Annotated in this window: 19 protein-coding genes; 11 read left to right on the forward strand and 8 right to left on the reverse strand. The window is 38.5% G+C overall.

The features are described from left to right. Positions 1-189: 189 nt before the first annotated feature. The 4 genes from PING_RS09485 to PING_RS20590 form a co-directional block, all read right to left on the reverse strand. Positions 190-858, reverse strand: coding sequence for a hypothetical protein (locus tag PING_RS09485; protein ID WP_198134766.1), 669 nt, complete (start codon positions 856-858; stop codon positions 190-192). A gap of 507 nt (positions 859-1,365) precedes the next feature. After that, complete coding sequence (locus PING_RS09490; RefSeq protein WP_011770158.1) at positions 1,366-2,262, reverse strand: sensor domain-containing diguanylate cyclase; 897 nt, start codon at positions 2,260-2,262, stop codon at positions 1,366-1,368. Between the two features lie 4 nt (positions 2,263-2,266). Continuing rightward, positions 2,267-3,070, reverse strand: coding sequence for an alpha/beta fold hydrolase (locus tag PING_RS09495; RefSeq protein WP_011770159.1), 804 nt, complete (start codon positions 3,068-3,070; stop codon positions 2,267-2,269). A gap of 168 nt (positions 3,071-3,238) precedes the next feature. Further along, positions 3,239-3,394 carry a hypothetical protein gene (locus PING_RS20590; protein WP_157035343.1) on the reverse strand — a complete coding sequence of 52 codons (156 nt, stop codon included), beginning with the start codon at positions 3,392-3,394 and terminating at the stop codon, positions 3,239-3,241. A gap of 506 nt (positions 3,395-3,900) precedes the next feature. On the opposite strand from PING_RS20590, the gene PING_RS09500 reads away from it, so the two are divergent. The 4 genes from PING_RS09500 to PING_RS09520 all read left to right on the forward strand — a co-directional run bounded on the left by PING_RS09500 (position 3,901) and on the right by PING_RS09520 (position 7,204). Beyond that, positions 3,901-4,383 carry a hypothetical protein gene (locus PING_RS09500; protein ID WP_011770160.1) on the forward strand — a complete coding sequence of 161 codons (483 nt, stop codon included), beginning with the start codon at positions 3,901-3,903 and terminating at the stop codon, positions 4,381-4,383. Between the two features lie 17 nt (positions 4,384-4,400). Then, positions 4,401-4,922: a hypothetical protein gene (locus PING_RS09505; RefSeq protein ID WP_049752963.1), complete on the forward strand. Its 522-nt coding sequence runs from the start codon at positions 4,401-4,403 to the stop codon at positions 4,920-4,922. A gap of 522 nt (positions 4,923-5,444) precedes the next feature. Next, positions 5,445-6,353 (forward strand): sulfotransferase domain-containing protein, encoded by a 909-nt coding sequence (locus tag PING_RS09510; RefSeq protein ID WP_011770162.1) that lies wholly within the window; start codon positions 5,445-5,447, stop codon positions 6,351-6,353. A 521-nt stretch (positions 6,354-6,874) separates the two neighbouring features. Next, a complete protein-coding gene (locus PING_RS09520) occupies positions 6,875-7,204 on the forward strand; it encodes a DMT family transporter (RefSeq protein WP_011770163.1) in 330 nt (109 codons plus the stop codon). Positions 7,205-7,342: 138 nt separating this feature from the next. Here PING_RS09520 and PING_RS09525 read toward each other — a convergent pair whose 3' ends face one another. Further along, positions 7,343-8,263 carry a manganese-dependent inorganic pyrophosphatase gene (locus tag PING_RS09525; protein ID WP_011770164.1) on the reverse strand — a complete coding sequence of 307 codons (921 nt, stop codon included), beginning with the start codon at positions 8,261-8,263 and terminating at the stop codon, positions 7,343-7,345. Positions 8,264-8,799: 536 nt separating this feature from the next. On the opposite strand from PING_RS09525, the gene PING_RS09530 reads away from it, so the two are divergent. From PING_RS09530 to PING_RS09550, 5 genes are all read left to right on the forward strand, one after another. Next, positions 8,800-9,792: a permease gene (locus tag PING_RS09530; protein ID WP_011770165.1), complete on the forward strand. Its 993-nt coding sequence runs from the start codon at positions 8,800-8,802 to the stop codon at positions 9,790-9,792. An 11-nt stretch (positions 9,793-9,803) separates the two neighbouring features. After that, positions 9,804-10,040, forward strand: coding sequence for a thioredoxin family protein (locus tag PING_RS09535; protein WP_011770166.1), 237 nt, complete (start codon positions 9,804-9,806; stop codon positions 10,038-10,040). A 433-nt stretch (positions 10,041-10,473) separates the two neighbouring features. Continuing rightward, the gene (locus PING_RS09540; protein WP_011770167.1) at positions 10,474-11,772 is read left to right on the forward strand and encodes a cytochrome c; all 1,299 of its coding nucleotides are present in this window, start codon (positions 10,474-10,476) and stop codon (positions 11,770-11,772) included. A gap of 19 nt (positions 11,773-11,791) precedes the next feature. Beyond that, the gene (locus PING_RS09545; protein ID WP_011770168.1) at positions 11,792-12,259 is read left to right on the forward strand and encodes a (2Fe-2S)-binding protein; all 468 of its coding nucleotides are present in this window, start codon (positions 11,792-11,794) and stop codon (positions 12,257-12,259) included. Then, positions 12,256-14,559, forward strand: a complete 2,304-nt coding sequence (locus PING_RS09550; protein WP_011770169.1) for a xanthine dehydrogenase family protein molybdopterin-binding subunit — start codon at positions 12,256-12,258, stop codon at positions 14,557-14,559. The genes PING_RS09545 and PING_RS09550 overlap by 4 nt, the downstream gene beginning before the upstream one ends. A gap of 283 nt (positions 14,560-14,842) precedes the next feature. On the opposite strand, the gene PING_RS09555 is transcribed toward PING_RS09550, so the two are convergent. From PING_RS09555 to PING_RS09565, 3 genes are all read right to left on the reverse strand, one after another. Beyond that, on the reverse strand, positions 14,843-15,541 hold the full coding sequence (locus PING_RS09555; protein ID WP_198134767.1) for a nucleotidyltransferase family protein: 699 nt from the start codon (positions 15,539-15,541) through the stop codon (positions 14,843-14,845). A gap of 75 nt (positions 15,542-15,616) precedes the next feature. Next, positions 15,617-16,609, reverse strand: coding sequence for an XdhC family protein (locus PING_RS09560; RefSeq protein WP_011770171.1), 993 nt, complete (start codon positions 16,607-16,609; stop codon positions 15,617-15,619). A 712-nt stretch (positions 16,610-17,321) separates the two neighbouring features. Beyond that, on the reverse strand, positions 17,322-19,286 hold the full coding sequence (locus tag PING_RS09565; protein WP_011770172.1) for a GGDEF domain-containing protein: 1,965 nt from the start codon (positions 19,284-19,286) through the stop codon (positions 17,322-17,324). A 1,002-nt stretch (positions 19,287-20,288) separates the two neighbouring features. Between PING_RS09565 and PING_RS09570 the strand changes: the two genes are divergently transcribed. Both PING_RS09570 and PING_RS09575 read left to right on the forward strand, forming a co-directional pair. Further along, complete coding sequence (locus tag PING_RS09570) at positions 20,289-20,843, forward strand: hypothetical protein (RefSeq protein ID WP_011770173.1); 555 nt, start codon at positions 20,289-20,291, stop codon at positions 20,841-20,843. A gap of 239 nt (positions 20,844-21,082) precedes the next feature. Then, positions 21,083-22,192 carry an NAD(P)/FAD-dependent oxidoreductase gene (locus PING_RS09575; RefSeq protein ID WP_011770174.1) on the forward strand — a complete coding sequence of 370 codons (1,110 nt, stop codon included), beginning with the start codon at positions 21,083-21,085 and terminating at the stop codon, positions 22,190-22,192. Positions 22,193-22,228: the final 36 nt, after the last annotated feature.

A 22,228-nucleotide genomic window follows, 5' to 3' on the forward strand; every position in this document is an offset into this window, starting at 1 on the left:
CATAAATTTTTCCGTCTGGTAAAAAATGCAGTAAAAAGCGACCCAAGGCTGTTGGTATTACAGCAAACTGCTTCGCACAATTGAACCCGTTTTGGGTGATATTCTGGTGAATAAAAGAATGAATCAATTCACGCTTTGCGGGTAAGATCAAGTGAATGCGAAGTGCAGAGACTATTCAACTGGGCAACTTCATTTTACTCCTTGTGCAGTCACTCCTTTAGTCGCTCGTATTTTCCGAAGGGATTTCATTCTTTGCCACTTTTGGGCATTTAGTTTTTTATAAATCCAAAGGCAGCCAAGATCAAAACCAAAGTAGAACACACTGATGCCACTGGGGGGATTAGCACTGGTGATAAAAGATATTTTAGAAAACCAAGTGTCGGGCCATACCCAGCAAGCGTAATAGGTACCTAGAAGCTCTAAATATACAATCATGAAAAACATAATGAGGAAAAATAATTTGTTAGCTATTTTTTTCTTTAGAAAAAAGATTACAAATAACATGCATAAAAAGCCGAGTATATCCTGTGCTAAGGCCAGCCAAAGGCTTGAATAAATGATCATTGCACAATAAAGAATGGATGTAATAAGCTCTTTCTTTCCTTGAATAACCTTCTCTTTATTAATGTAAAAAACGGCAGCGTAGATCAAGCTATGTCCTAAGGGGACATAAAGAGGAATATTCTCTAATCGATACTCGTACATACCCAGCAGAACTGCAAAAAACATTTCACCTAAAAAAGCCAGACCTATGCCATAAATCATCAAGGTCTTTATTTTCTTAGCTACTTTTTTATAAACCCAAAAAAAGCACAAAAAAACAAGACCGTTAGTTAGCCATTGGCTGTATTCGATCACCTCTGCCACGGGTTTACTATCTAAAAATAAGCCAATCCACAGCACCAGAAAAACAGGAAAATAAATAGAAGAATATTGCAGTTTTGATGTCATATTATAAATACATATATAGGAGAAAAAGGAACGTTAACATTATGATATTAAGGCTTAATTAAATCGTGACAGTGAATTTTTTTTTATGTTTTATTCTATTCCGTCTGGTAATCAGAATATCTGCTGCATGCCGGTCAAGAGATTTTATCGAATATGATGGCGCTTTTTAATGTATCTAATGCGCTTGAAAGCAGTATATTTGACGAGCTAATAAATACCAAGTAACCAGTTGCAATGAACTGCTATAATACGGAAGATACTCATCAAATATATGCCGATAGCGGTTTATGTCACTGTATTACCGTTAGGGTCACTCAACATAGTATTTTAACGATTGATGTTATTCCATGATTTGACTAATGTGGAAGGCCATAGATATAGCCGAATTTCACTGTATTTCTCGTAAACTGTCTTTTAAAGTTGAGCAACATGCGTTCTGTTTCGTCCCCATTCTTTGGACTCATAAAGTGCTTGATCAGCTAATTCAAGTAATATATCAAAATTTGTTTGGGTGTTTTTACGCGTGACGACTAAGCCGATACTTACGGTGATTTTTATATGGTCTATTGTTTGCTTTTCAATTTTTTTCCTTAATCTTTCGGCTAATTTATAGGCATTTTCTTCATCAATATTGGGTAATAGTAATGCAAATTCTTCACCTCCCATTCTTGCCACTATATCAGTTACTCTTCGTTCTTGAGTCAGTATATTAGCCAGGCATATTAAAACCTTATCTCCAGCGGGATGGCCGTATGTATCATTAACACGTTTAAAAAAATCAATATCAATAAACAATAATGCAAATGTTGATAAGTTTCTGGCAGCTTGATGAGTGACTTTTTGGGCCTGTACTTGCAGTTCGCGCCTGTTCAATAAACCGGTCAGGGGATCTGTTGTTGCCAGACGAAATAACTCTTGAGACTGTTTTTCAAGCTTTTCATTCGCTTTTAACAGCTCACTGTGAAGCTTATCTCGATTTTCACAGACGTAAAGTGACCAGTAAGATATATCTTCTGACCCCAGCTTTATATTCACTACAACGGGTATTGTTTCTCCGTTTTTCCCAATCCACGTTATTTGGATTTCTTGTGCGCATGATTGATGCATTAATAGTGGATAAACATAACTATCAATAAAAATATTAGATGCTTTGGTAACAAATTTGGATAGGGGGTTATCAATCAGACTTTTATCAGACTGGTCACTTAAATCACAAATATAATTATTGCAATAAAGAATTTTTCTAGCTTTATTTACAATAAGATGACCAGAAAAAAAATCGTTTAAATTTGGAACTGCGTTTTTTTTCATTCGGCTATCGTCCAATAAAACGAAGAATTATCGGGATAATATCTTGGTGATTTGTCATATGTAAACAATGGCCTTCTGCATTAATAATGGCAAGTTCATTATGAGCAATTTTTTCAGCCATGTAATATCCAATATTGATGCCGGCCAATGAATCGGACGCACTTTGTAGTATTAGCACAGGGCAGGTTATATTTTTTAAAATGTGTCGATGATCTGAAAAAAATGTGGCTTTAGCAAACGTCTTTGCCACTAAGGGATCTGTACTGCAGAAACTGCCTGACAATTCACCAATGAGCTCAGGTGATTGTGAATTTCCCATAATAAGGGGGGCCAAATAATTTGCCCAGCCAATATAATTTTTATCCATCAGTTCAATGAGATCTTCCAAGTCACTTCTTTCAAATCCTCCCTCATAATCGGGGGGGATATTTAGAAAGCAGGGCGATGGACAAACCATCACAAGATGCTTAATTAATTCGGGTCTTTTTATAGCAGCAATTGAAGCAATAATAGAACTCACCGAGTGCGCAATAATGGTAACGTCCTTTAAATTCAATGCTTCAATAATATCAACAATATCTTTTGCATAACCTTCTAATGTAGAATATTTTTCCTTGGAATAATCAGTTAATAAAGAATTTCCAGAGCCGACATAATCAAATAATATAATTTTATAGTGGCTTTCTAATTCAGGTAACATATATTGCCACATATTCTGATCGCAGCCAAATCCATGTGCCAACATTAAAATAGGAGCATTTTTCTTGCCTATTATTTTGACATTATTTCTTAATATTACACTGCTCATTTCAGGTTACATACTCCCAGAATTTTTATTATTATTGAATTTTTCATATAAAAATATACATGATTATTACAGTTTATTATAGCGTTATATGCAGGGAAAGATAACGCGCTGATTAGCAGTGTTATTCTTATAAGCAGCGATAGAGAATCCTTAAGATCACGAGCTTTATTAACTCCCTTTGTCAAGACTTCCTATTATCACAGCCTTTTTCGTTGTGTTCTCCATGCCTTTCCCGTTGTGTTTGCCATACATTTTATTTGTCAGCTCAGTAATATTTTCACCTGTTCGATTATATTCAGTCCCCGCAGCTAAAATAAAAGTCATGTGGTTTTGCATGGCAATGAAGTCGAAATAGCGGCTTGCTCAGATGAACATATCTGCAAGCGCAGGTATCAGCTTTATTTAGTTTATTGCTCTCAAAATGGGTGCTAACCCGCGATGCTGAAATTAATATGGAACAGAAAGTAATCGCTAAATGGCGATCGTTTAATTGATATTTTTTTGGTTTATTCACCCTGCATGCTAAGTACTATTACATAAATTCCCCTGCATTTTTGAGCCTTTTACTCAATAAAATGCGCTTTAACATCAGAAAAATTTCGGGTAGGTACTTAGTTAACGCTATTCAAATTTTTCTCCTAGAATGATGTGAAGGGCACTTCAAGTCGCGGGCTTTGCTCGATGAGAAGGCATGCGTATGTTGATTTTATATTAATCAGATATTGCTCTGATTAGTTAAAGCAAAATAGGTAGTGCGGCTTTTTGTGGATAGTAAAAGAGTTATCAGTCAGTGCGCTTAGAATCACAATGATTATCAATAGGGGGATATTATGAATAAAGCACAAGTTTTTAGAGAGACAGTGATACAACCCGTTTTGGCTAGATTGGGGGAGGAAAACTTAGCGGCGGAAGAGCTTCTTTTAGGAACCGCTGTTCAAGAAAGCTTAAATTTTATGTATAGAAGGCAAGTTGGAGAAGGGCCTGCTAAAGGATATTTTCAGATGGAACCGTCTACACATAATGATATTTGGGATAACTATTTAAAATATCGTCAAGCGTTAGCAAACGATATTCTGTCTTTTCTTTCGAATGTTAATGCAAATAAGATTGATGAGCTGGAAACTAATGATAAATATGCGACCGCTATGGCGCGGGTTCATTATATGAGAGTTTCTGCACCCTTACCTAAAGCGGGTGATATTGCGGCACAAGCAAGATACTGGAAGCAGTACTATAACACGCCATTGGGTAAGGGAGTGCCACATGAATATATTGAAAAATGGAATAAATATGTTATTGGTACTACACCTTGAGTGCAAGAAGATTTGACATGCTAAATATTAAGTTTAATAAAATAATTTACCTCCTTTTTATGTTGTTGGGGTTTTTATTTATTAGTGCATGTAACGCGACAAGTCCAAGTGTGGTGACTTCAATAACAAACAACAACGCCTATTACCATTTAAAGTATTCACTGACTAAAGAAAACATCACTTATATTGATTCATTTACAGGTGAACAATTTATAATTAATGGTGGCCAGTTTGAAATTAGGCTTAAAAAATCCGAATTTCCAATTAGCTCTCCGAATTGTAAATCTGATCTGATACTTAGAATGCCATGGACAAATCCTGAGATCGTTAATAGTTATATATTCATTGCAGAAAAGTATGAAGTCTTTCATTATATTCAAAATTTGACTAAATCATCACAACCTAATGCTGTTGATATTTATGTGGAATTAAACCCATATGTTGAATTAAAGGAAGGGGAATTTAGCCTGACTCAGTGCAATATATATTTTAGGCAATCCAAGGGCCAATATATTTCAAAAATTGGCAATTTAAAATAATAAAAACATAACGGTACTAAAAGAAATAAAAAGACAGCCATTATAAAATTGACTGTTTTTTGAACTTATCTAAATCCATTTTTTTGTTTTTAGTCCGGTGGGTGGGTTGTGCCATCGCCTTTAAAAAGCCAAATCAGTTTTATTGATACGCCTTACTATCGCTGTAAAATAAAGTAAGAAAATAAAGTAAGAAGACACTCCATAAAGTTGCGGTAAAGAAAGGGATCAATAAATTCACGCTTCACAGACAAGTGCGCAGTGGCAGATGCACAGCCTGACACGATATAGAGAAGTTAAAAAATATTAGATAAGGCAAGGACGAAGCACTCATCCCCCACTTTATAAATCCTCAATAAACCGGTTTATCACTCAATTTAACCAATCTGTTATTAAAAAAAAATTAACTAATTGAATATCAATAAAATATAAATTAATGTTGCTTGTCTTTTACACTTCGGGGCTGGAAATGAAAAATTATACCGCCTCGTCATAGATCTTTAACTATAAAAGTGAGAAGTTTTTATGAATAACACTGCCAAACCAATTAAAACGCGAGAACTCCATAATCATCATTTTGATTCTACAATTTGGAATGAGCTTAATTTTAGAGACGATGATATTGTTATTTCAACCTACGCTAAATCAGGAACAACCTGGGTACAACAGATTATCTCTCAGCTTTTGTTCAACGGCGAAGAAGGACTGGAAGTGGCAGAAATGTCCCCATGGCTTGATCTGCGAGTGCCGCCTAAAGAGGTAAAACTGCCGATGGTCGAGGCACAGACTCATCGACGGTTTTTAAAAACGCATCTACCTGTTGATGCATTGACCTTTTCTGAAAAGGCTAAGTACATTTATATCGGCCGCGACGGGCGCGATGTTTTATGGAGCATGTTCAACCATCACTCGACTGCTAATCAGGCCTGGTATGAAGCTTTAAATGACACTCCCGGTAGAGTCGGACCCGCAATTGAAAAGCCATCGGGTTCAATAACTGAGTATTACCATCATTGGCTCGATCAAGATGGGCACCCTTGGTGGTCATTTTGGGAAAATATCCGATCTTGGTGGGCAATCAGAAATCTACCGAATGTCTATTTTTTGCATTTCGAAAATCTTAAAAACGATATGCCCGGAGAGATTCGCCGCTTAGCAGAATTCCTTGGAACCCCGATTGATGAAGACAAATGGGAGTCTATACTGCGCCATTGCAGTTTTGAATATATGAAAAAAAATGCCGCAAAAAGCGTCCCCCTTGGTGGTGCTTTTTGGAATGGCGGTGCACAAACCTTTATTCATAAAGGGACGAATGGTCGTTGGCGCGATGTCCTAAGCGCAGAGGATTCTTACAAATACGAGCATCGAGCAGCACAAGAACTCGATTCTAAATGTGCTTCTTGGCTCGCTACGGGTGAAATTTCACAGGGCTGAATCAATTGCATCGATGGATAAGACCAAAAGAGCTGAAAAAATGATCACTTGCGGGTTAAAATCATCCCTAACTGCGTTGTGATTTTTATTCAGAAGATACTGTCTTCACCTTTTGTAGTCAGCTAAAGCTATTCAAAATCGTTCCATACGATTGTGTGAAATGAGAATAACGATCGAATGCAACTTTAGTGTTGATTTTTCCTTCGCAATCATTGACCACTTCATTAATTCTTTTGGTATAACCAGGTTACATAAAGGTCTTTTGTGGATATTACTGCTTTGTAACGCGCTCAATAAATCAATATACTGTTCCACTGTAATTTCTGTTTTAATGGCAGAAATACAGAAAAATGCCGCTTTCCCGCAGGATTTATATTTCATTTTTTTCGTCACGTTTTGAACCACTGTTTAAATCTGCTATTCTAGTAACGTTATGAAATCATTGGCAGTGTCGGTGTTTCTTGTGGGAAGGTGGAATTATTCCGTCTAAAAAATATTATATTTTTATTGGGAAATGAAGTATGGGTTACTGGTATTTGGCAATTGCTATTGTAGCTGAGGTAATGGCAACATTAGCACTTAAAGCATCAAATGGTTTTTCTGATTTAACCTTCAGTGCTGTTTGTGTTATTGGTTATGCAGTTGCATTTTATTTCTTATCCTTAGTGCTTAAAACGGTACCCGTTGGTATCGCTTATGCTATCTGGGCAGGCATGGGAATAGTATTAATTGCATCAATAAGTGCTGTGGTCTATAAACAACTGCCTGATCTTGCGGCGGTGATAGGAATGTTGTTAATTTTGGTGGGTGTCATGGTTATTAATGTGTTTTCAAAAACAGTGAGCCATTAGAAGTCGAGCGGTAAGTGTGTGGGTCACGGCTTAACCCAATTGTTGGACAAGACCTGGCATTTATCGCTGTTATTTAACGAGAATAAAAAACCACGACTAAATTAATAGCGTGGTTTTTGTTTTTTATCAGACTGAAAATTAAGCAAAAACTTTTTGCAGTGGTGGCACTATTTGTTTTTTACGACTTAGTACACCCTCTAACCAAACTTTACCGTCGGTCGTTGCCTGACCAAAAGCCTGCTCGGTTAAATTTTCATTATCACTGACCACTAAAAGCTCTGAGCCTTCTTTCATGATATCGGTCAGCAATAATAAAACACTGTGACGCCCACCTTCGGCTTTTAATGCCGCAATATCGGCAGCAAGCTCGGCTTTAATATCATCAAAAACACTTAAGTCGATAACTTCTAATTGGCCAATGCCAATCTTGTTACCATTCATATTAAAGTCTTTAAAATCACGCTTAACTAACTCACGTATCGGCGTACCTTCAACAGCCGATTTTACCTTGAACATATCCATACCAAGGTCTTTAAAATCTTCAATACCGGCAATTTCAGCTAACGCTTCAACACATTTAATATCAGCAGTGGTACAAGTAGGAGATTTAAAAATAACAGTGTCACTTAAAATAGCGCACATCATCGCGCCTGCTATATTTTTAGGGATTTCTACATTATAAAAATCATACATCATTTTAATGATGGTATTAGTACAGCCGACAGGACGAACCCAAATTTCAAGTGGCGTCGTTGTGGTTAAGTCACCTAATTTATGGTGATCAATAATACCTAAAATAGTGGCATCATTAATATCATCTGGGGCAAGTTCAATATCGCTGTGATCAACAATATAAACACCTTCACCTGCATAACTGGTTTTAAGCATTGGCTGTTCAAAACCAAACTTATCTAAAATAAATAATGTTTCTGGGGTTAATTGACCTAAACGTGCGGGAACTGTGTCCTCACCTAAAGTGGTTTTTAAATATGATAATGCGATGGCTGAACAGATCGAGTCTGAGTCAGGGATCTTGTGACCGACAACATAATTTGGCATAAAAGTAATCTCCTTAAATTTGGCGCTATCTTAGCAAACTATGTTTTGTTTAGATATATAGTAAAAGTCTGGTCAAGAATAAATTATAAGGAGTTGTGAACTTTCTAACCCTTGTTAATGCTTTGAGCCGTTAGACAATAAAAAATCTGGAACATATAGGGTCACAGCTCATAACAAAAAGTAAAAAAACACAAAGTTAAATTATCTTATATTTCTTTCTAACTAATATATGAACCGCGATATAAAAGGCATGAGTCAGCAGGATTTTGCAAGCTTATGCGCATTAACTTTATCCGCCAGTAAATCCTGTTTGCAATAGGCTAGAATTAAGCTTAAGCAAAGGTTAAAAGCACACTGTCAAATTCATTTTGATAAACAGCAGAAAGTGTGTTGTTTTTCCCTGCTAAATAAATAACAAAAAAGGGCATCTTCTTTACTCTCTTTGCATCTTATATAAAACAATTTATATAAAAAAAGAGGATAAAGATTGATGAATTTTGCTTTTCCAATACCTTGATATGAAAAAGGGGGACGTGATGTTTGAAATTTTCACTCAATTTGCCGATTGGCTTACCTATCAACAACTGTCTTTATCGTCCGGGACAAAGCTTGCTGATGCGGTGCATTTTTTTATTGAAGATACGTCTAAGATCATGGTGTTACTAATCGTTATGATTTATGTCATTGCCTTGTTAAGAGCCTCTCTCAATGTGGAAAAAGTACGCTCTTATCTGGCTGGGAAAAGAAGACTCTTTGGCTATTTTTTAGGCAGTGTTTTTGGTGCTATTACCCCCTTTTGTTCATGCTCCAGTATTCCTGTTTTTCTTGGATTCACCAGCGCGGGGATCCCGTTAGGTATTACAATGGCATTTTTGATCACGTCCCCTTTAATTAACGAAATAGCCATTTTGTTACTGGTTAGTTTGTTAGGTTGGAAATTTACCCTGCTGTATATCGCGGTAGGGATGGTGATCGGTATGTTAAGCGGGTGGTTTCTTGATGTAATCGGGGCTGAACGTTGGCTGCAACCTTTTGCCGCCAAAGCGATGAAAAATAGTCAAGGAAAACCAACCCCCTCACAAGGTGAGGCAGCTGTTAAAATGACACTTTCAGACCGACATGCTTTTGCTAAAGGTGAAATGCTAGAAATCGTTGCCAGAGTTTGGAAGTGGGTATTTATTGGTGTGGGTATTGGTGCTGCTCTGCATGGCTTTGTGCCCGATGGTTGGATTGAAGCCCACCTTGGTCAAGGGCAATGGTGGTCTGTACCTGCCTCTGTGCTGGTGGGTATTCCACTTTACTCTAATGCCACGGGGGTAATTCCCATTATGGAAAGCCTGATCAAAAATGGTTTACCTATTGGCACTACTCTCGCTTTTTGTATGAGTACCGTCGCGGCAAGCGTGCCGGAATTTGTGATGTTAAAGCAAGTGATGCAATGGCGCTTACTGAGTTTACTTTTTGCATTGCTGTTAACAGCATTTACCCTTATAGGTTGGATATTTAATCTATCAATATGGAATTTCTAGGAGAAATAATAATGAAAAAATTTAAAGTATTAGGATCTGGTTGCACTAAGTGCATTAATACCGCTAAATTAATTGAAAAAATAGCGAAAGACAATGAAATTGAAGTGTTTGTTGAGAAAGTAACTGATTTAGAAACGATAATGAATTACGGTGTAATGTCCACACCTGGGGTTGTGATGGATGAAAAGGTTGTCCATAGTGGCGGTGTCCCTACTACAGAATCAATAAAAAAATGGTTTGATTTATAAAAAATATTGCCCCAAGCCTTTGATATTTATCGTTTAAGTTTTTAATCTGAAAGCATTCTGAGTAGGCAATAAGAGTGATGCATCACCATTCGATGCCTACGACGATCGCCGCGCAGAACGCCTGCAGATAAACCTGCAAGCCTGCACTTGTTGACAAAGTGCACCCAAAAAAATCAACATCTCCTCGTTAATAGTTAACTAAAATCGTTCATTTTCAACTCTCTATAGAAATCTCATTTTACTTGTTAAGTCACAGATGGCTTACAGAGGTTGCATTCACATTTTATTAACATTAGAGTTAACTAGGCTTATCGGTTTTATTGTATGGTTAATAATTGTTCGCAAATATTAACTGTAATACAAAGCTAAACAGGGAATGTTAGCTAGCTAGATCACTCCCCCCCGATCTATTTTTTAAATAAGGCAATGTAATATGCTAAAACGTATCGTTTATGGCGTATGTGGTGCAGCTATTGTAGGATTATGTGTATTTAGTATATACGCTTGGTACCCTGCAATAGATCCCGTCATACCTGCTCAAACAGACTATTCTCCAGAGATTATCGAACAAGGTAGAGTCCTTGCCGCAGCAGGTTATTGCAGCACTTGTCACACGCCATCAGGTGGAACGCCTTATGCAGGTAACTATGAAATGCACACCGACTTTGGCACCATTTATTCGAGTAACATCACCCCAGATGTCGAAACCGGTATTGGTAACTGGTCAGAAGCCGCTTTTAGCCGAGCGATGCGCATTGGTGTGAGTCGTGATGGACATCATTTATTACCTGCGTTCCCTTATGAACACTTTAATAAAATGACCGACGCGGATATTAACGCCATTTATGCTTATATCATGACGTCTGTACCGGCCGTTAACCAAGTCAAAAAAGATAACGATATTCCGTTTCCGCTCAATATCCGCTGGTTTCAAGCGGGTTGGAAACTTCTGTTTGCTGACACTCAACCTTTTGAAGTCAACAGCGAAAAATCAGCCGAGTGGAACCGTGGCGCTTATTTAGCTGAAGGTGTTGCTCACTGTGGCGCATGTCATACTCCACGTAATGCACTTGGCGGTGAAAAATATGACCAAATGTATCAAGGTGCTGCCATTGATGGTTGGATTGCACCCTCATTAACCTCTACCAGCACGTCACCACTCCCTTGGCGTTCGCAAGATTTCTACGAATACCTCAGCACAGGTAATTCGCTTTACCATGGTAGTGCCGCAGGTCCAATGGCACCGGTTATGCACGATGGTTTATCCGCTCTGCCAGACAGTGATCTTAGAGACATTAGCAATTATTTTGCCGATCTTGATCGCACTACCAAAATGGATGAATCACAATCTAATAAGATTTTACAAGCTGCAATAGACGCACAACATCAACAACCAGATCAACGGATCGATGAAGGTGCGCGTTTGTATGCCACTGCTTGCCAAGCATGTCATTACAGCAGCGACCAATTAGTCAAAGGCCGGCTATTGATTACCATAGGCTCAGCGACTCATCTTGATAAGCCAACGAACCTGATTAACGTCATACTGGACGGTGTTAGTAGCGATCAAGGAATCAGCGGCGTGGTAATGCCAGGATTCCGTGATGCACTTAGCGATCAAGACATTAGCGCAATAGCAGCTTATTTGCGTCAAACTGCAGGGGAAAACATCTGGCCTAAATTACAACAACAAGTGGGCGAGATCCGTAATCAACCCCGATTTGAGCAATAACTTCACTGGAGAAGTGCCAATGGCAAAATTTATTTTAAACGGCGAGCCGATGACTGCCGACGTAGAGAGCGATACTCCTCTACTGTGGGTCATTCGTGACGAACTCAACATGACGGGTACCAAATTTGGTTGCGGTATTGGAACCTGTGGAGCCTGTACTGTCCATGTGGGCGGACGTGCAACACGTTCATGTATTACTCCCATTTCGATAGTAGAAGGGGCTGAAATTACTACCATTGAAGGTTTGTCAGAAAAAGGCGACCATCCATTACAAATTTCATGGATAAACTTGCAGGTGCCACAATGTGGTTACTGCCAGTCGGGTCAAATTATGCAAGCTGCTGCATTATTAAAAGACATTCCTAAACCGACGGATAAAGATATTGACGCTGTGATGGCTGGGAACTTATGTCGTTGTATGACTTACGTGCGTATCCGTAGTGCTATTCATGAAGCGGCAAATGCCATTGAAGGAGAGCAATCATGAGCAGACTTCCTAAACGTGGTTCACAGGGTATAACCCGACGCGGCTTTTTAATTGGTATGACAGCGGTTGGTGTCAGCTTTGGTTTCCCTCGTCACTTGATGGCGGCAATGGATCCTGCCAGCCCTAACGGTAAAGTATTACCGAGCGAAGGTGATATTTACGAGCCTTCATTGTGGTACTCAATCGATACCGCCGGCAAAATTAAAGTCAACATTATGCGCTCAGAAATGGGCCAACATGTCGGTACCGCTATTGCGCGTATTCTTGCTGATGAACTAGAAGCCTCTTGGGACGACATTGAAATTATTCATGTTGACAGTGACCCACGCTGGGGTTACATGGTTACCGGTGGCAGTTGGTCTATTTCACAAAGCTGGCCGGTATATCGTCAAGCTGGAGCTGCTGGTCGCACCGCCTTCATCGAAGCCGCGGCCAAAAAATGGGGCATTAAAGCACAAGATTGTGAAGCTAAAAACGGTAAAATCATATCCAGTAAAGGTGAGTTATCGTACGGTGAATTAGTTACCTTGGGCTTAACCCGTCAGTTTACGGAAGAAGAACTGAAACAACTGCCGCTGAAGCCAAATGCCGATCTTACACTTGTTGGTCAACCGGTGACCTCTCTTGATATCGCCAACAAGACCAACGGTAAAACAATATATGGTATCGACGCTAAAGTTGATGGCATGGTATACGCCAATCCTATTTTACCGCCCACCCGTTATGGCTCTAAAGTCGTGACATTTGATGATTCAGCTGCGAAAGCAATTAAAGGTTATCAGAAAACGATTGTATTAGAGGATGCGAGTGGCAGTGTCCCAGGTTGGTTAATGGTTATCGCCAGCAGCTTTCATGCGGCTCAAAAAGCCTCGAAATTAGTGAAAGTGACATGGGATGTGGGTGAAACGGCAACAGTGTCTGAAGCCGATATTATTGAACACGGCAGAAAATTACTTGGCGATAACACCAAAGGCAGTATTTTAGATACTGGTAATGTTGACACTGCACCCGTATTTGCGAGTGCCAGCAGCAGCATTGCACAAGAATATATCACCAGCACAGTATTACATGCGCAAATGGAACCTGTTAATGCCTTGGTCTTTAAAAATCCAGACGGCGTATGGGAAATCCATTCAGGTACTCAGTGGCAGTCACTTATCCTACCTGTATTAGCCATCGCATTAGGTGAAGACGAAGCTAACATTGTTATGCGTAGCTACATGTTAGGTGGCGGCTTTGGCCGTAGGCTCAATGGCGATTACACCGTTCCAGCGGCGTTGACTTCTAAAGCCTTAGGCGGAAAACCGGTTAAAATGGTGATGACGCGTCCACAAGACATGCTCTTTGATAGCGCGCGCTCAGCTTCAGTTCAACAACTAAAAATGGCTTTTGATGATAAAAAAGCGGTTTCTGCGATGGAACATCATGCCACTGCCGGTTGGCCAACCCAAGTATTAGCCCCTTTCTTTATGCCAAAAGGGGTGAATGGCGAACCCTATGATCCGTTTTCAATTTCAGGGGCAGACCATTGGTATAGCGTTGGCGCCCAAAAAGTCCGCGCTGTGTCCAATGATCTCGCCATCGCCACCTTCAGGCCGGGTTGGTTACGTTCAGTAGGGCCAGGCTGGACCAATTGGGCCGTTGAAAGCTTTATGGACGAAGCAGCGCATCACGCGGGCAAAGATGCAGTGCAATTCCGTTTAGACATGCTGATTGCCGAAGGCCGAAATGCCGGTAGCACACCCGTTGCCGAAGGTGGTGCAGCGCGTCAGGCCGCGGTACTGAAAAAAGCCGCTGAGATGATTGGTTGGGGCACACCACAAGCCAAAGATACCGGGCTTGGAATTGCATCAACATTTGGCCAAGAACGTGATATGCCAACATGGGTATCGTGCGCGGTACAAGTTCATGTCGACAAAACCAACGGTATTGTCAATGTGCAAAAACTGGTTATCGCCATCGATGCCGGTATTATTGTTGATCCAAACGGCGCAGAAGCGCAATGTCAGGGCGCGGCACTGTGGGGATTGTCCATGGCGTTATTTGAAGGCACCGAACTACTTAATGGTCAGTATAAAGACTCAAACTTCGATACTTATACTCCGCTGCGTTTAAGTCAAGCGCCGGAAATTAAGATTGAGTTTATTGACAGTAAAATGCCACCGTCCGGATTAGGTGAACCAGCCGTTACTCCGGTTGCTCCAGCGATTGCTAATGCCATCTATCAAGCCGTGGGCGTGCGGTTACGCAAAATCCCAATGAAACCAAGTGACTTAAAAAGTGCTTTGGCAAAAGCCTAATTCAACGCGTACTATAAAAAGCCCGATTTTTCGGGTTTTTTTATGTCAGTTTTTTATCTTCAGTATTTGATCTTAAACTGTTATACCAAGCTAAATAAATTGACTTCTGTGTTGTAATTTTTGCAAAAGGAACAAGCAGTTACGTCAACTCCCGCCTAGAATTAAATCATTTATTCTGCTAAAAATTAAGATTACCTGCTTAATCAGACTCGAATTATATTCAGTTACTTGTCCTGATTAAGCTATTTTAGTCATTGTGATGGTCGCTTTTACATAGGCAGGGTTATTGATTATTTAACTGCAGTTGCTGCCATTGTAGAAGGTCATTTCGTGTGTCTATATCGTTAATCGCATTTGGTAAGTCCAAACAAGTTAACTGCTTGTTTTTTACTAATTGTTGCAGTACAGGTTTGGCACCTTGATCACCCTTAAGCTGTGTTAAAGCTGAAAATTGATCACTAGTGAATATCGCGGGTACACCTAACTGAGCCTGATATGATGCACATACATTGCTTTGTTGTATTACCCAAAGATCAGCTAATTTCATATAGTCTGTATAAGTCACGCCGATATGGTCACCCAGGGCTAATAATAAGCCACTAGCATGAGTCGAAATAGCCGCTTCAACACCGACTTTAACGGACGTTGATAAACCATTGTCACTTTTATCATTGGTAATATAAGTGGTAGATATTGGTAGTAATTGACTTAATTCACTATGGTGAGAACCTAATACGACAACAACATTGTTTGCTATGTTATTTGCGGTTAAATAGTCTGCTAAATAGTTTAACTTATCTAAACTATGCAGTAATAAGGGTTGATTAACTAAGACACCATCAGCATTCAAATCTACAATCGGTTGTGCCAATTTAATCCCGTTAAATCGACTACTTTTACCTGCAGCGAGCAGGACTAAGGTTAATGTTTTCTGTGTGGCATCATTAACATTATGCTTAAGCTCTTTTATTATTGTATTCACAGAACCCCACGCTATTTTTTCATTTGCATTCATTAATTTGTAAAATGACGCTTTTAGTTAATGCAGTTAGTGTGCTCAATGAATTCGCTTATAAAAGACAGCATGGCACTCGGCTAAGATACTTAATGCAATAGACTCAGGAAGTTCGCCCCCTATGTCAAATCCGGCTGGGGCTGAAAAGAAGCCCTTAAAATCATCCAAGTTAATGTTTGCTTTACTAAAAACCTGATCACGACGATGGCGGGGACCAAGCAACGCGATATAAGCTTGGTGACTTTGACTAATTAGTTTTAATGCTAATGCATCCAAGGTTAAATTGTGTTGCATAACGACGACACCATCAATATTTAACAAAATATCATTTTCTAATTGAGAGAGTGGTTGTTTAATTATATTGGCTTTAGGAAAGTGATGTTGATGCGCATAACTAGATCGTTCATCAAACACCGTTACTTTCCAGCCTAATTGTATCGCCATCATTGTCAAAGGTTGAGCATCTAACCCCCCACCAAAAATAGCGAGATGGAAACGTGTTCTACAAGGTATCTGAAGTATTGTTATATCAGAAGACTCTTTAGCTTTGTTGTAAGTACTTTTACTAAAGTCATAGTCAGTTTTATTCAGGATTGGAACAACGCTGGCTGAGATAGACGCTGCTTGAGTACCTGATTTAACTAATGGTAAGTGATATTCACAATTTTCCGATTTTAATTGCTCCATTAATGTCTGTAAATGCAGATAGTTATTGTCAGCAGTTACTGGTATTAATAATAAATCGACAATACCGCCACAACCAAGTTGATAGCTTGCATCTGATTCGTCAGTGGCATCATAAGTGATATTAATGGCTTGATCTTGTTGAATAGCACGTTGTGCATGACGCAGCAAATCACCTTCTAAACAGCCACCACTAACCAGTCCTATGCTTTTTCCTAATGCATGAAATAACATCATTGCACCGGTTTTCCGATAAGAAGAGCCTTGAATTTTAGTGATGACTGCCAGTACCCATTTATCATTTGGATACATGTTCCACTGAGAAAGTAAATCTTCAATATGATGTGACATTAAATTCCTATTTTAATAAACCTAACGAATAGGCGTTATGTTTAATTAGCGCTGTTTTAATTTCAGCCTTTTTATTTTAAAAAAGGCCATTAGGTACTTTTCTAATAATTATTAAAGCAGTCTGATTGAATAAATATAGAAAGTAAGTTTGCGGTTTTAAAACGTTTATATCAAGGTTATTTCTATTTAAAAAGAGTATTTAAGGAATAGCTTTTAAATGTTATGGAAGAAGTTAAAAAATGGATAGCGTATTTAGTTTCATTATCTTTAATTATCAAGCCATAATTTGTACTATGAGTTTTATCTCTAATCTAACCCAACAAAATCAAGGTAGCAGGCACTGAAACAGTAGTGAAAGAAGCGTTCAGGTAAGTACTTATAGAGATGTTCTGCTCGTTCTAAGTGAAATTAACGAAGTCTTCACCGAAATTCATTACAACACCTATGAGGTTAGTGTTAAAGGTTACATCAGAGAGCATTCCTGTAGTGAAATCTAGGTCACTGATAATTAGGGTGACGGTGTCGGATGGATAGGGGCTATATACCATCATAGTTTTTTATTGAGCGAATATAGAAAGTAAAGTCACCATAGTCGTAGAACTGATTGTTAAAAAAATTACCTTCTTCGCCGGTACCAACGATAGAGTTATTTAGGTCAGTTAAAGATCATTATCAAGAGACATAATCAAGACACCCATCTATATTACGATATTTAAGCAACATCAAAAAAAACAACTTTATTACGGCCTCTTTTTTTTGCCTCATACATCGCCTTATCAGCGCACTCCATTAACATAGTTTGGCTTTTTGCATCCAGAGGATAAATTGCCACTCCAATACTTGAAGAAATATGAAGGACACCATTATTTGTTATTACAAAAGGCTCTTCTAAACTATTTAGTATTTTATTAGCTACCTCCTTGGCATTCTCATAAATTTCAGGGAGTACAACTACAAACTCATCCCCTCCTAGTCGTCCAACTGTGTCTGTAGCGCGCAAACAATATTGAATACGTTTGGATACTTCTGTTAATAACCAATCACCGACTTGATGTCCATGGCTATCATTTATGCTTTTAAATCCATCTAAATCAATAAAAAGAATAGCCAGATTTTTTTGAGTGCGTTTAGAAAAGGCTATCGCTTGCTTTAATCTATCATTGAGCAAACGACGATTAGGAAGGTGCGTTAAATGATCATATGAGGCCTCTTTATCAAGGCGCATTTGAATTTTTTTTTGTTCAGTAATATCATAATTGACGCCAACCATTCGGATTGGCTTGCCTATTTCGTCAAATGTCGTTTTTGATACCGCTTTAATATAATGAACTGAGCTATCTGGCCACAGAACTCGAAACTCAGGACAATATTCTCGTTCATGTCTAAGGGCCGCCTGTATTTCACCGTCAATATGCATCCGGTCATCTATGTGTACTCTAGAAATCCACGCTTCATACAAATCTTCAAAATCTGACTTTTGTAAACCATATAATTTATACATGACGGAGTCCCAAGTCAGAATGTTTTTTTCAACATCCCAATCCCAAATCCCTACAATTCCCGCTGAAGCGGCTGCTTTTAGTCGATCAATTAATATTTCTAATTCCGCTTTCGCCTGCATAGATTTTTTCCCGGTGATTGTAATGTTCAGCATTACAATTAGCAAAAGTACCGATACAAATATGCCTGATATGCCAACTAATTTAGCTAGGTTATTTTCAACACTCTTTTCAAAAACAGAGGTACTATAAAAGGGAATGGTCCAATTTCGGCCTGGAAATTCAATCGTCTTAACAACGTAAAAAGCAGGTTTAGATTCTTTTTTATAAGCACTAGGCAAATAGGCCCCAATTCTATCGGGAGCGTAAAGTAGATTATTTGCATTTTCTGAATGTCCATCATATATTGAAAAGTTTATGCGACGAATTTCATCACCTAAGAGAATGCCATTAATCAGATTATCAATACGAAATGGGCTATATACATATCCGATAAGTTCTTTTTGACGCTGAGAAATATTTTCAATAGGAGCACCATTGCGATATAAAGGGAGATAGATGAGAAATCCATTCTGTAAATCATCGCCATTTTCCTGAACCAGTTTAACTTTAGCTGAATATGCGATATCACCATTGTCGCGGGCAATGTCCATGGCGGTATGGCGAGCCTCCTCTGAGTACATATCATATCCAAACGCTCGCTGATTTCTGGCCGTGAAGGGCTCAAGATAGAGAATGCTACTGTATTTATCACGAGATCCTTCTGGAAAGACACTGAAATCATTGAAACCTTCTAGTCGTACCATATTAACAAATGTGTCTTTTTCTTCTGGTTTCAACATGACGGCATAGCCAATACCTTGAATACCAGTCAAATATTTTTCAACGTGTAAATTACTTATATAATGATGAAATTCGAGGCGATTAACGTGATCACTTGATTTAAATAACCCTACACCGCCACGTAATACTTGCTCATATTCCTGCATACGCTGTTCGATGGAGCGAATAGTTTGGGCCACCTCAAATTTAAATAGCTCTTGGATATGGAGTTGATTAGATTTGGTCGTGATCGACCAAGCAATAAAGGTAATACAGAGACTTAATGAAAATATAAGCCAAGAGGGTAACGTACTGTGGATAAACTTAAAAAATTCGGTTTTAACACTACGCTTCATCTGCAACCATTCTCCTGAAAGTCAATTTACCGACCATTAAAGCTTTCACTATTTTTTCCACAATGTGCACGATGAACTCCTTAACCCTTGGTGGAGTAAGACTTAAAAGCATTCGTAAACTTAGAAAATATTAGTTCAATTTGGTGATTAACGCATATTAATAGGCGTTATTGTCTGACCGAATTTTTACTCAAGTTATTGCTTTTTCGCTGATTGATTATATTGAATTACTGGATTGGACGAGCAGAATGAGATGATAAGTGTAGGCACTTAGCCACAATTACTTTATGTATTGGGAATTGATAATGAAATCGGGTGTGAATTAGCGAGTAGTTTTGGTGAAAATTATTATAGTGCGGTGGGGCCTTAAAAAATTAGCCCCTTTAACTGCTTAACATGCTTCTGCTCGCTACCCTAATAAATCACTTAAATACTGGTGATTAGAGCTGATATTTATGCGTCCTTATATTAAATTATAAACATTGTCATTAATGGATATCCGCAATTGTTGCTTTAAATTCAGCCAATCTAACCATTTAACCTGCTTTTCAATAATATTTGCTGGCCACCTTAATAAATCACTTAAATACCGCTTATTAGGACTGATATTTATGCGTCTTTGTTTTGGTAAGATACACTGCGCTTAATTCGTCAAGACACCCAAATATTTATGCGTCTTTATATTAAATGATAGCCAGTGTCATTAATGGATGTCCGCAATTTTTTAATTTAATTAAATTAATGCAAACAAAGGGGCCATATTTCTAGATTCTTTGTTTTGGTAAGATACACTGCGCTTAATTCGTCAAGACACCCAAATATTTATGCGTCTTTATATTAAATGATAGCCAGTGTCATTAATGGATGTCCGCAATTTTTTAATTTAATTAAATTAATGCAAACAAAGGGGCCATATTTCTAGATTCTTTGTTTTGGTAAGATACACTGCGCTTAATTCGTCAAGACACCCAATAATGAGGTGTTATAAAATAGGTATACTCAATGAGCTCAGCGTTAAAAGAACAAAAAGAAACTATCTTACAATACTTAGAGACAACACATTACATCGAGTCTAATGCACCAAAAGCAGAAGAGAAGCGAGAAGCTAAGTATAAGATTGGTAAAGCATGCAACAAAGCAAGAGAGATCCTTTGCAGTGATGACGCTTTTCTTGATTGGGTATGGTCAAACGTTATCGCTGAATGTTCAACGGATATTGAAGAGGTGACGCCTAATACACTGATTTCTTGGCGTCTGTTGCCTAAATTTGGCACATTAGAGCAATGTGAAATAGTTGGTTTCACCCATATTTCTAAGCTATTGCTCGATAAAAATGCAGCAATGAAAGCGGAAGTGTTAGATATTATTGCCAATAATGATCCTGAAACGGCTAATAAATTAATCAAAATGGTACTTAAGCCAGCCATTGATTTTACGCCAATTGTTGCTAACAAAAAGAATCTGTCTGATACCGTTAATAAGGCTGATAAGTTATCAAAAGATGCACTAGTAGCTTTAGTTAAAGCCATGCATCAAAAAATGATAAGTAATAAATAACTAAATGTTAGCCCGTAATATTTCTCAGTTAACCGGGCGTTAATATGTATTGCAGAATTTATTTCTCATTCGGTTTAGGGCACCAAGCGCCTCAGTTTTTTATTCTCTATGAGCAGTTGATGAGAGCAAGAGTAGTATTATAAAACTGTTCAAAAATAGCAGTTTAATAACCTAGTCACATTGCAATGCTGGATTCACGCATTGAATAATGCATTGAAGAACGGAAGGAACGAACGGCCATGAAAAGTCTTGTTTTGATTGGAGGGGGGCATGCACACATGATAACCCTGAGTAAATTAGATACCTTTATATCTAAAGGGTATCAGGTAACCGTCATTCAACCAGCTGACTATCACTACTATAGTGGCATGGGACCTGGAATGCTGGGTGGTACATACGAGCCTGATGATATCCGTTTTGCGACTAAAATACTGGTTGAAAGTAAGGGCGGCAGATTTGTCAAAGCACATGCTAGCCGAATCGACCCCGAAAAACGAGTTGTGCATCTGCAGGAAAGTGATGAGAAGATTAAATATGATGTTCTCTCTTGTAATGCGGGATCTTATGTCCCGAAAAATATTGTTGAAGGGGATAGCGATAACGTTTTTACGGCGAAGCCTATTGAAGAACTAAGCCGAGCCAAAGAGACTATTCTTAAGAAGTTAAGGGATGGCCCTATTTCAATAGCTGTTCTTGGCGGGGGACCTGCTGCCATTGAGATAGCTGGGAATATTCATCAATTATGTAAACAAAAAGCATTACACCAACCGCATATACGGCTTTTTAGTGGGCATGGATTAATGTCCAAAGTGTCCCCTAGAGTACGAAAGCTTCTCCGTAAGTTGCTGGTTCGTAAAGGCATTGAAATAATAGAAAAAGGTTATGTTGAAAAAGTTGCCAATGGCAAGATTACCCTAGAAAATGATACGACCTATACTGCTGATATTATCTTTCCGGCGATAGGTGTTAAGCCGTCGACAATTTTTTCCCGATCAGGCCTGGATATTGGTCCTGAGGGCGGTTTAAAAGTGAATTCATTTTTACAATCGACCAGTCACACCCCTATTTTTGGAGGCGGTGATTGTATCTATTATGCTGATCAACCACTTAATAAAGTGGGTGTTTATGCAGTGCGTCAAAACTTAGTTTTATATCATAATTTAATGGCTGCACTTGAGGAAAGACCGTTAGAAATTTTTTCGCCTGGTGGTGATTACCTGTTGATTTATAATCTTGGAGATGGCGAAGGGGTGTTCTCCAAATGGTTCCTTACATTCTCAGGTAAAATGGCTTTTATGATTAAAGATCACATCGACAGAAAATTTATAAAACTATTCCAAGTTTTGTAATAAGTTAACAGCTTACTCTCGGCATATTATAAAAAT

Origin of the sequence: Psychromonas ingrahamii 37, from assembly GCF_000015285.1 — a bacterium.
Lineage (GTDB): Bacteria > Pseudomonadota > Gammaproteobacteria > Enterobacterales > Psychromonadaceae > Psychromonas > Psychromonas ingrahamii.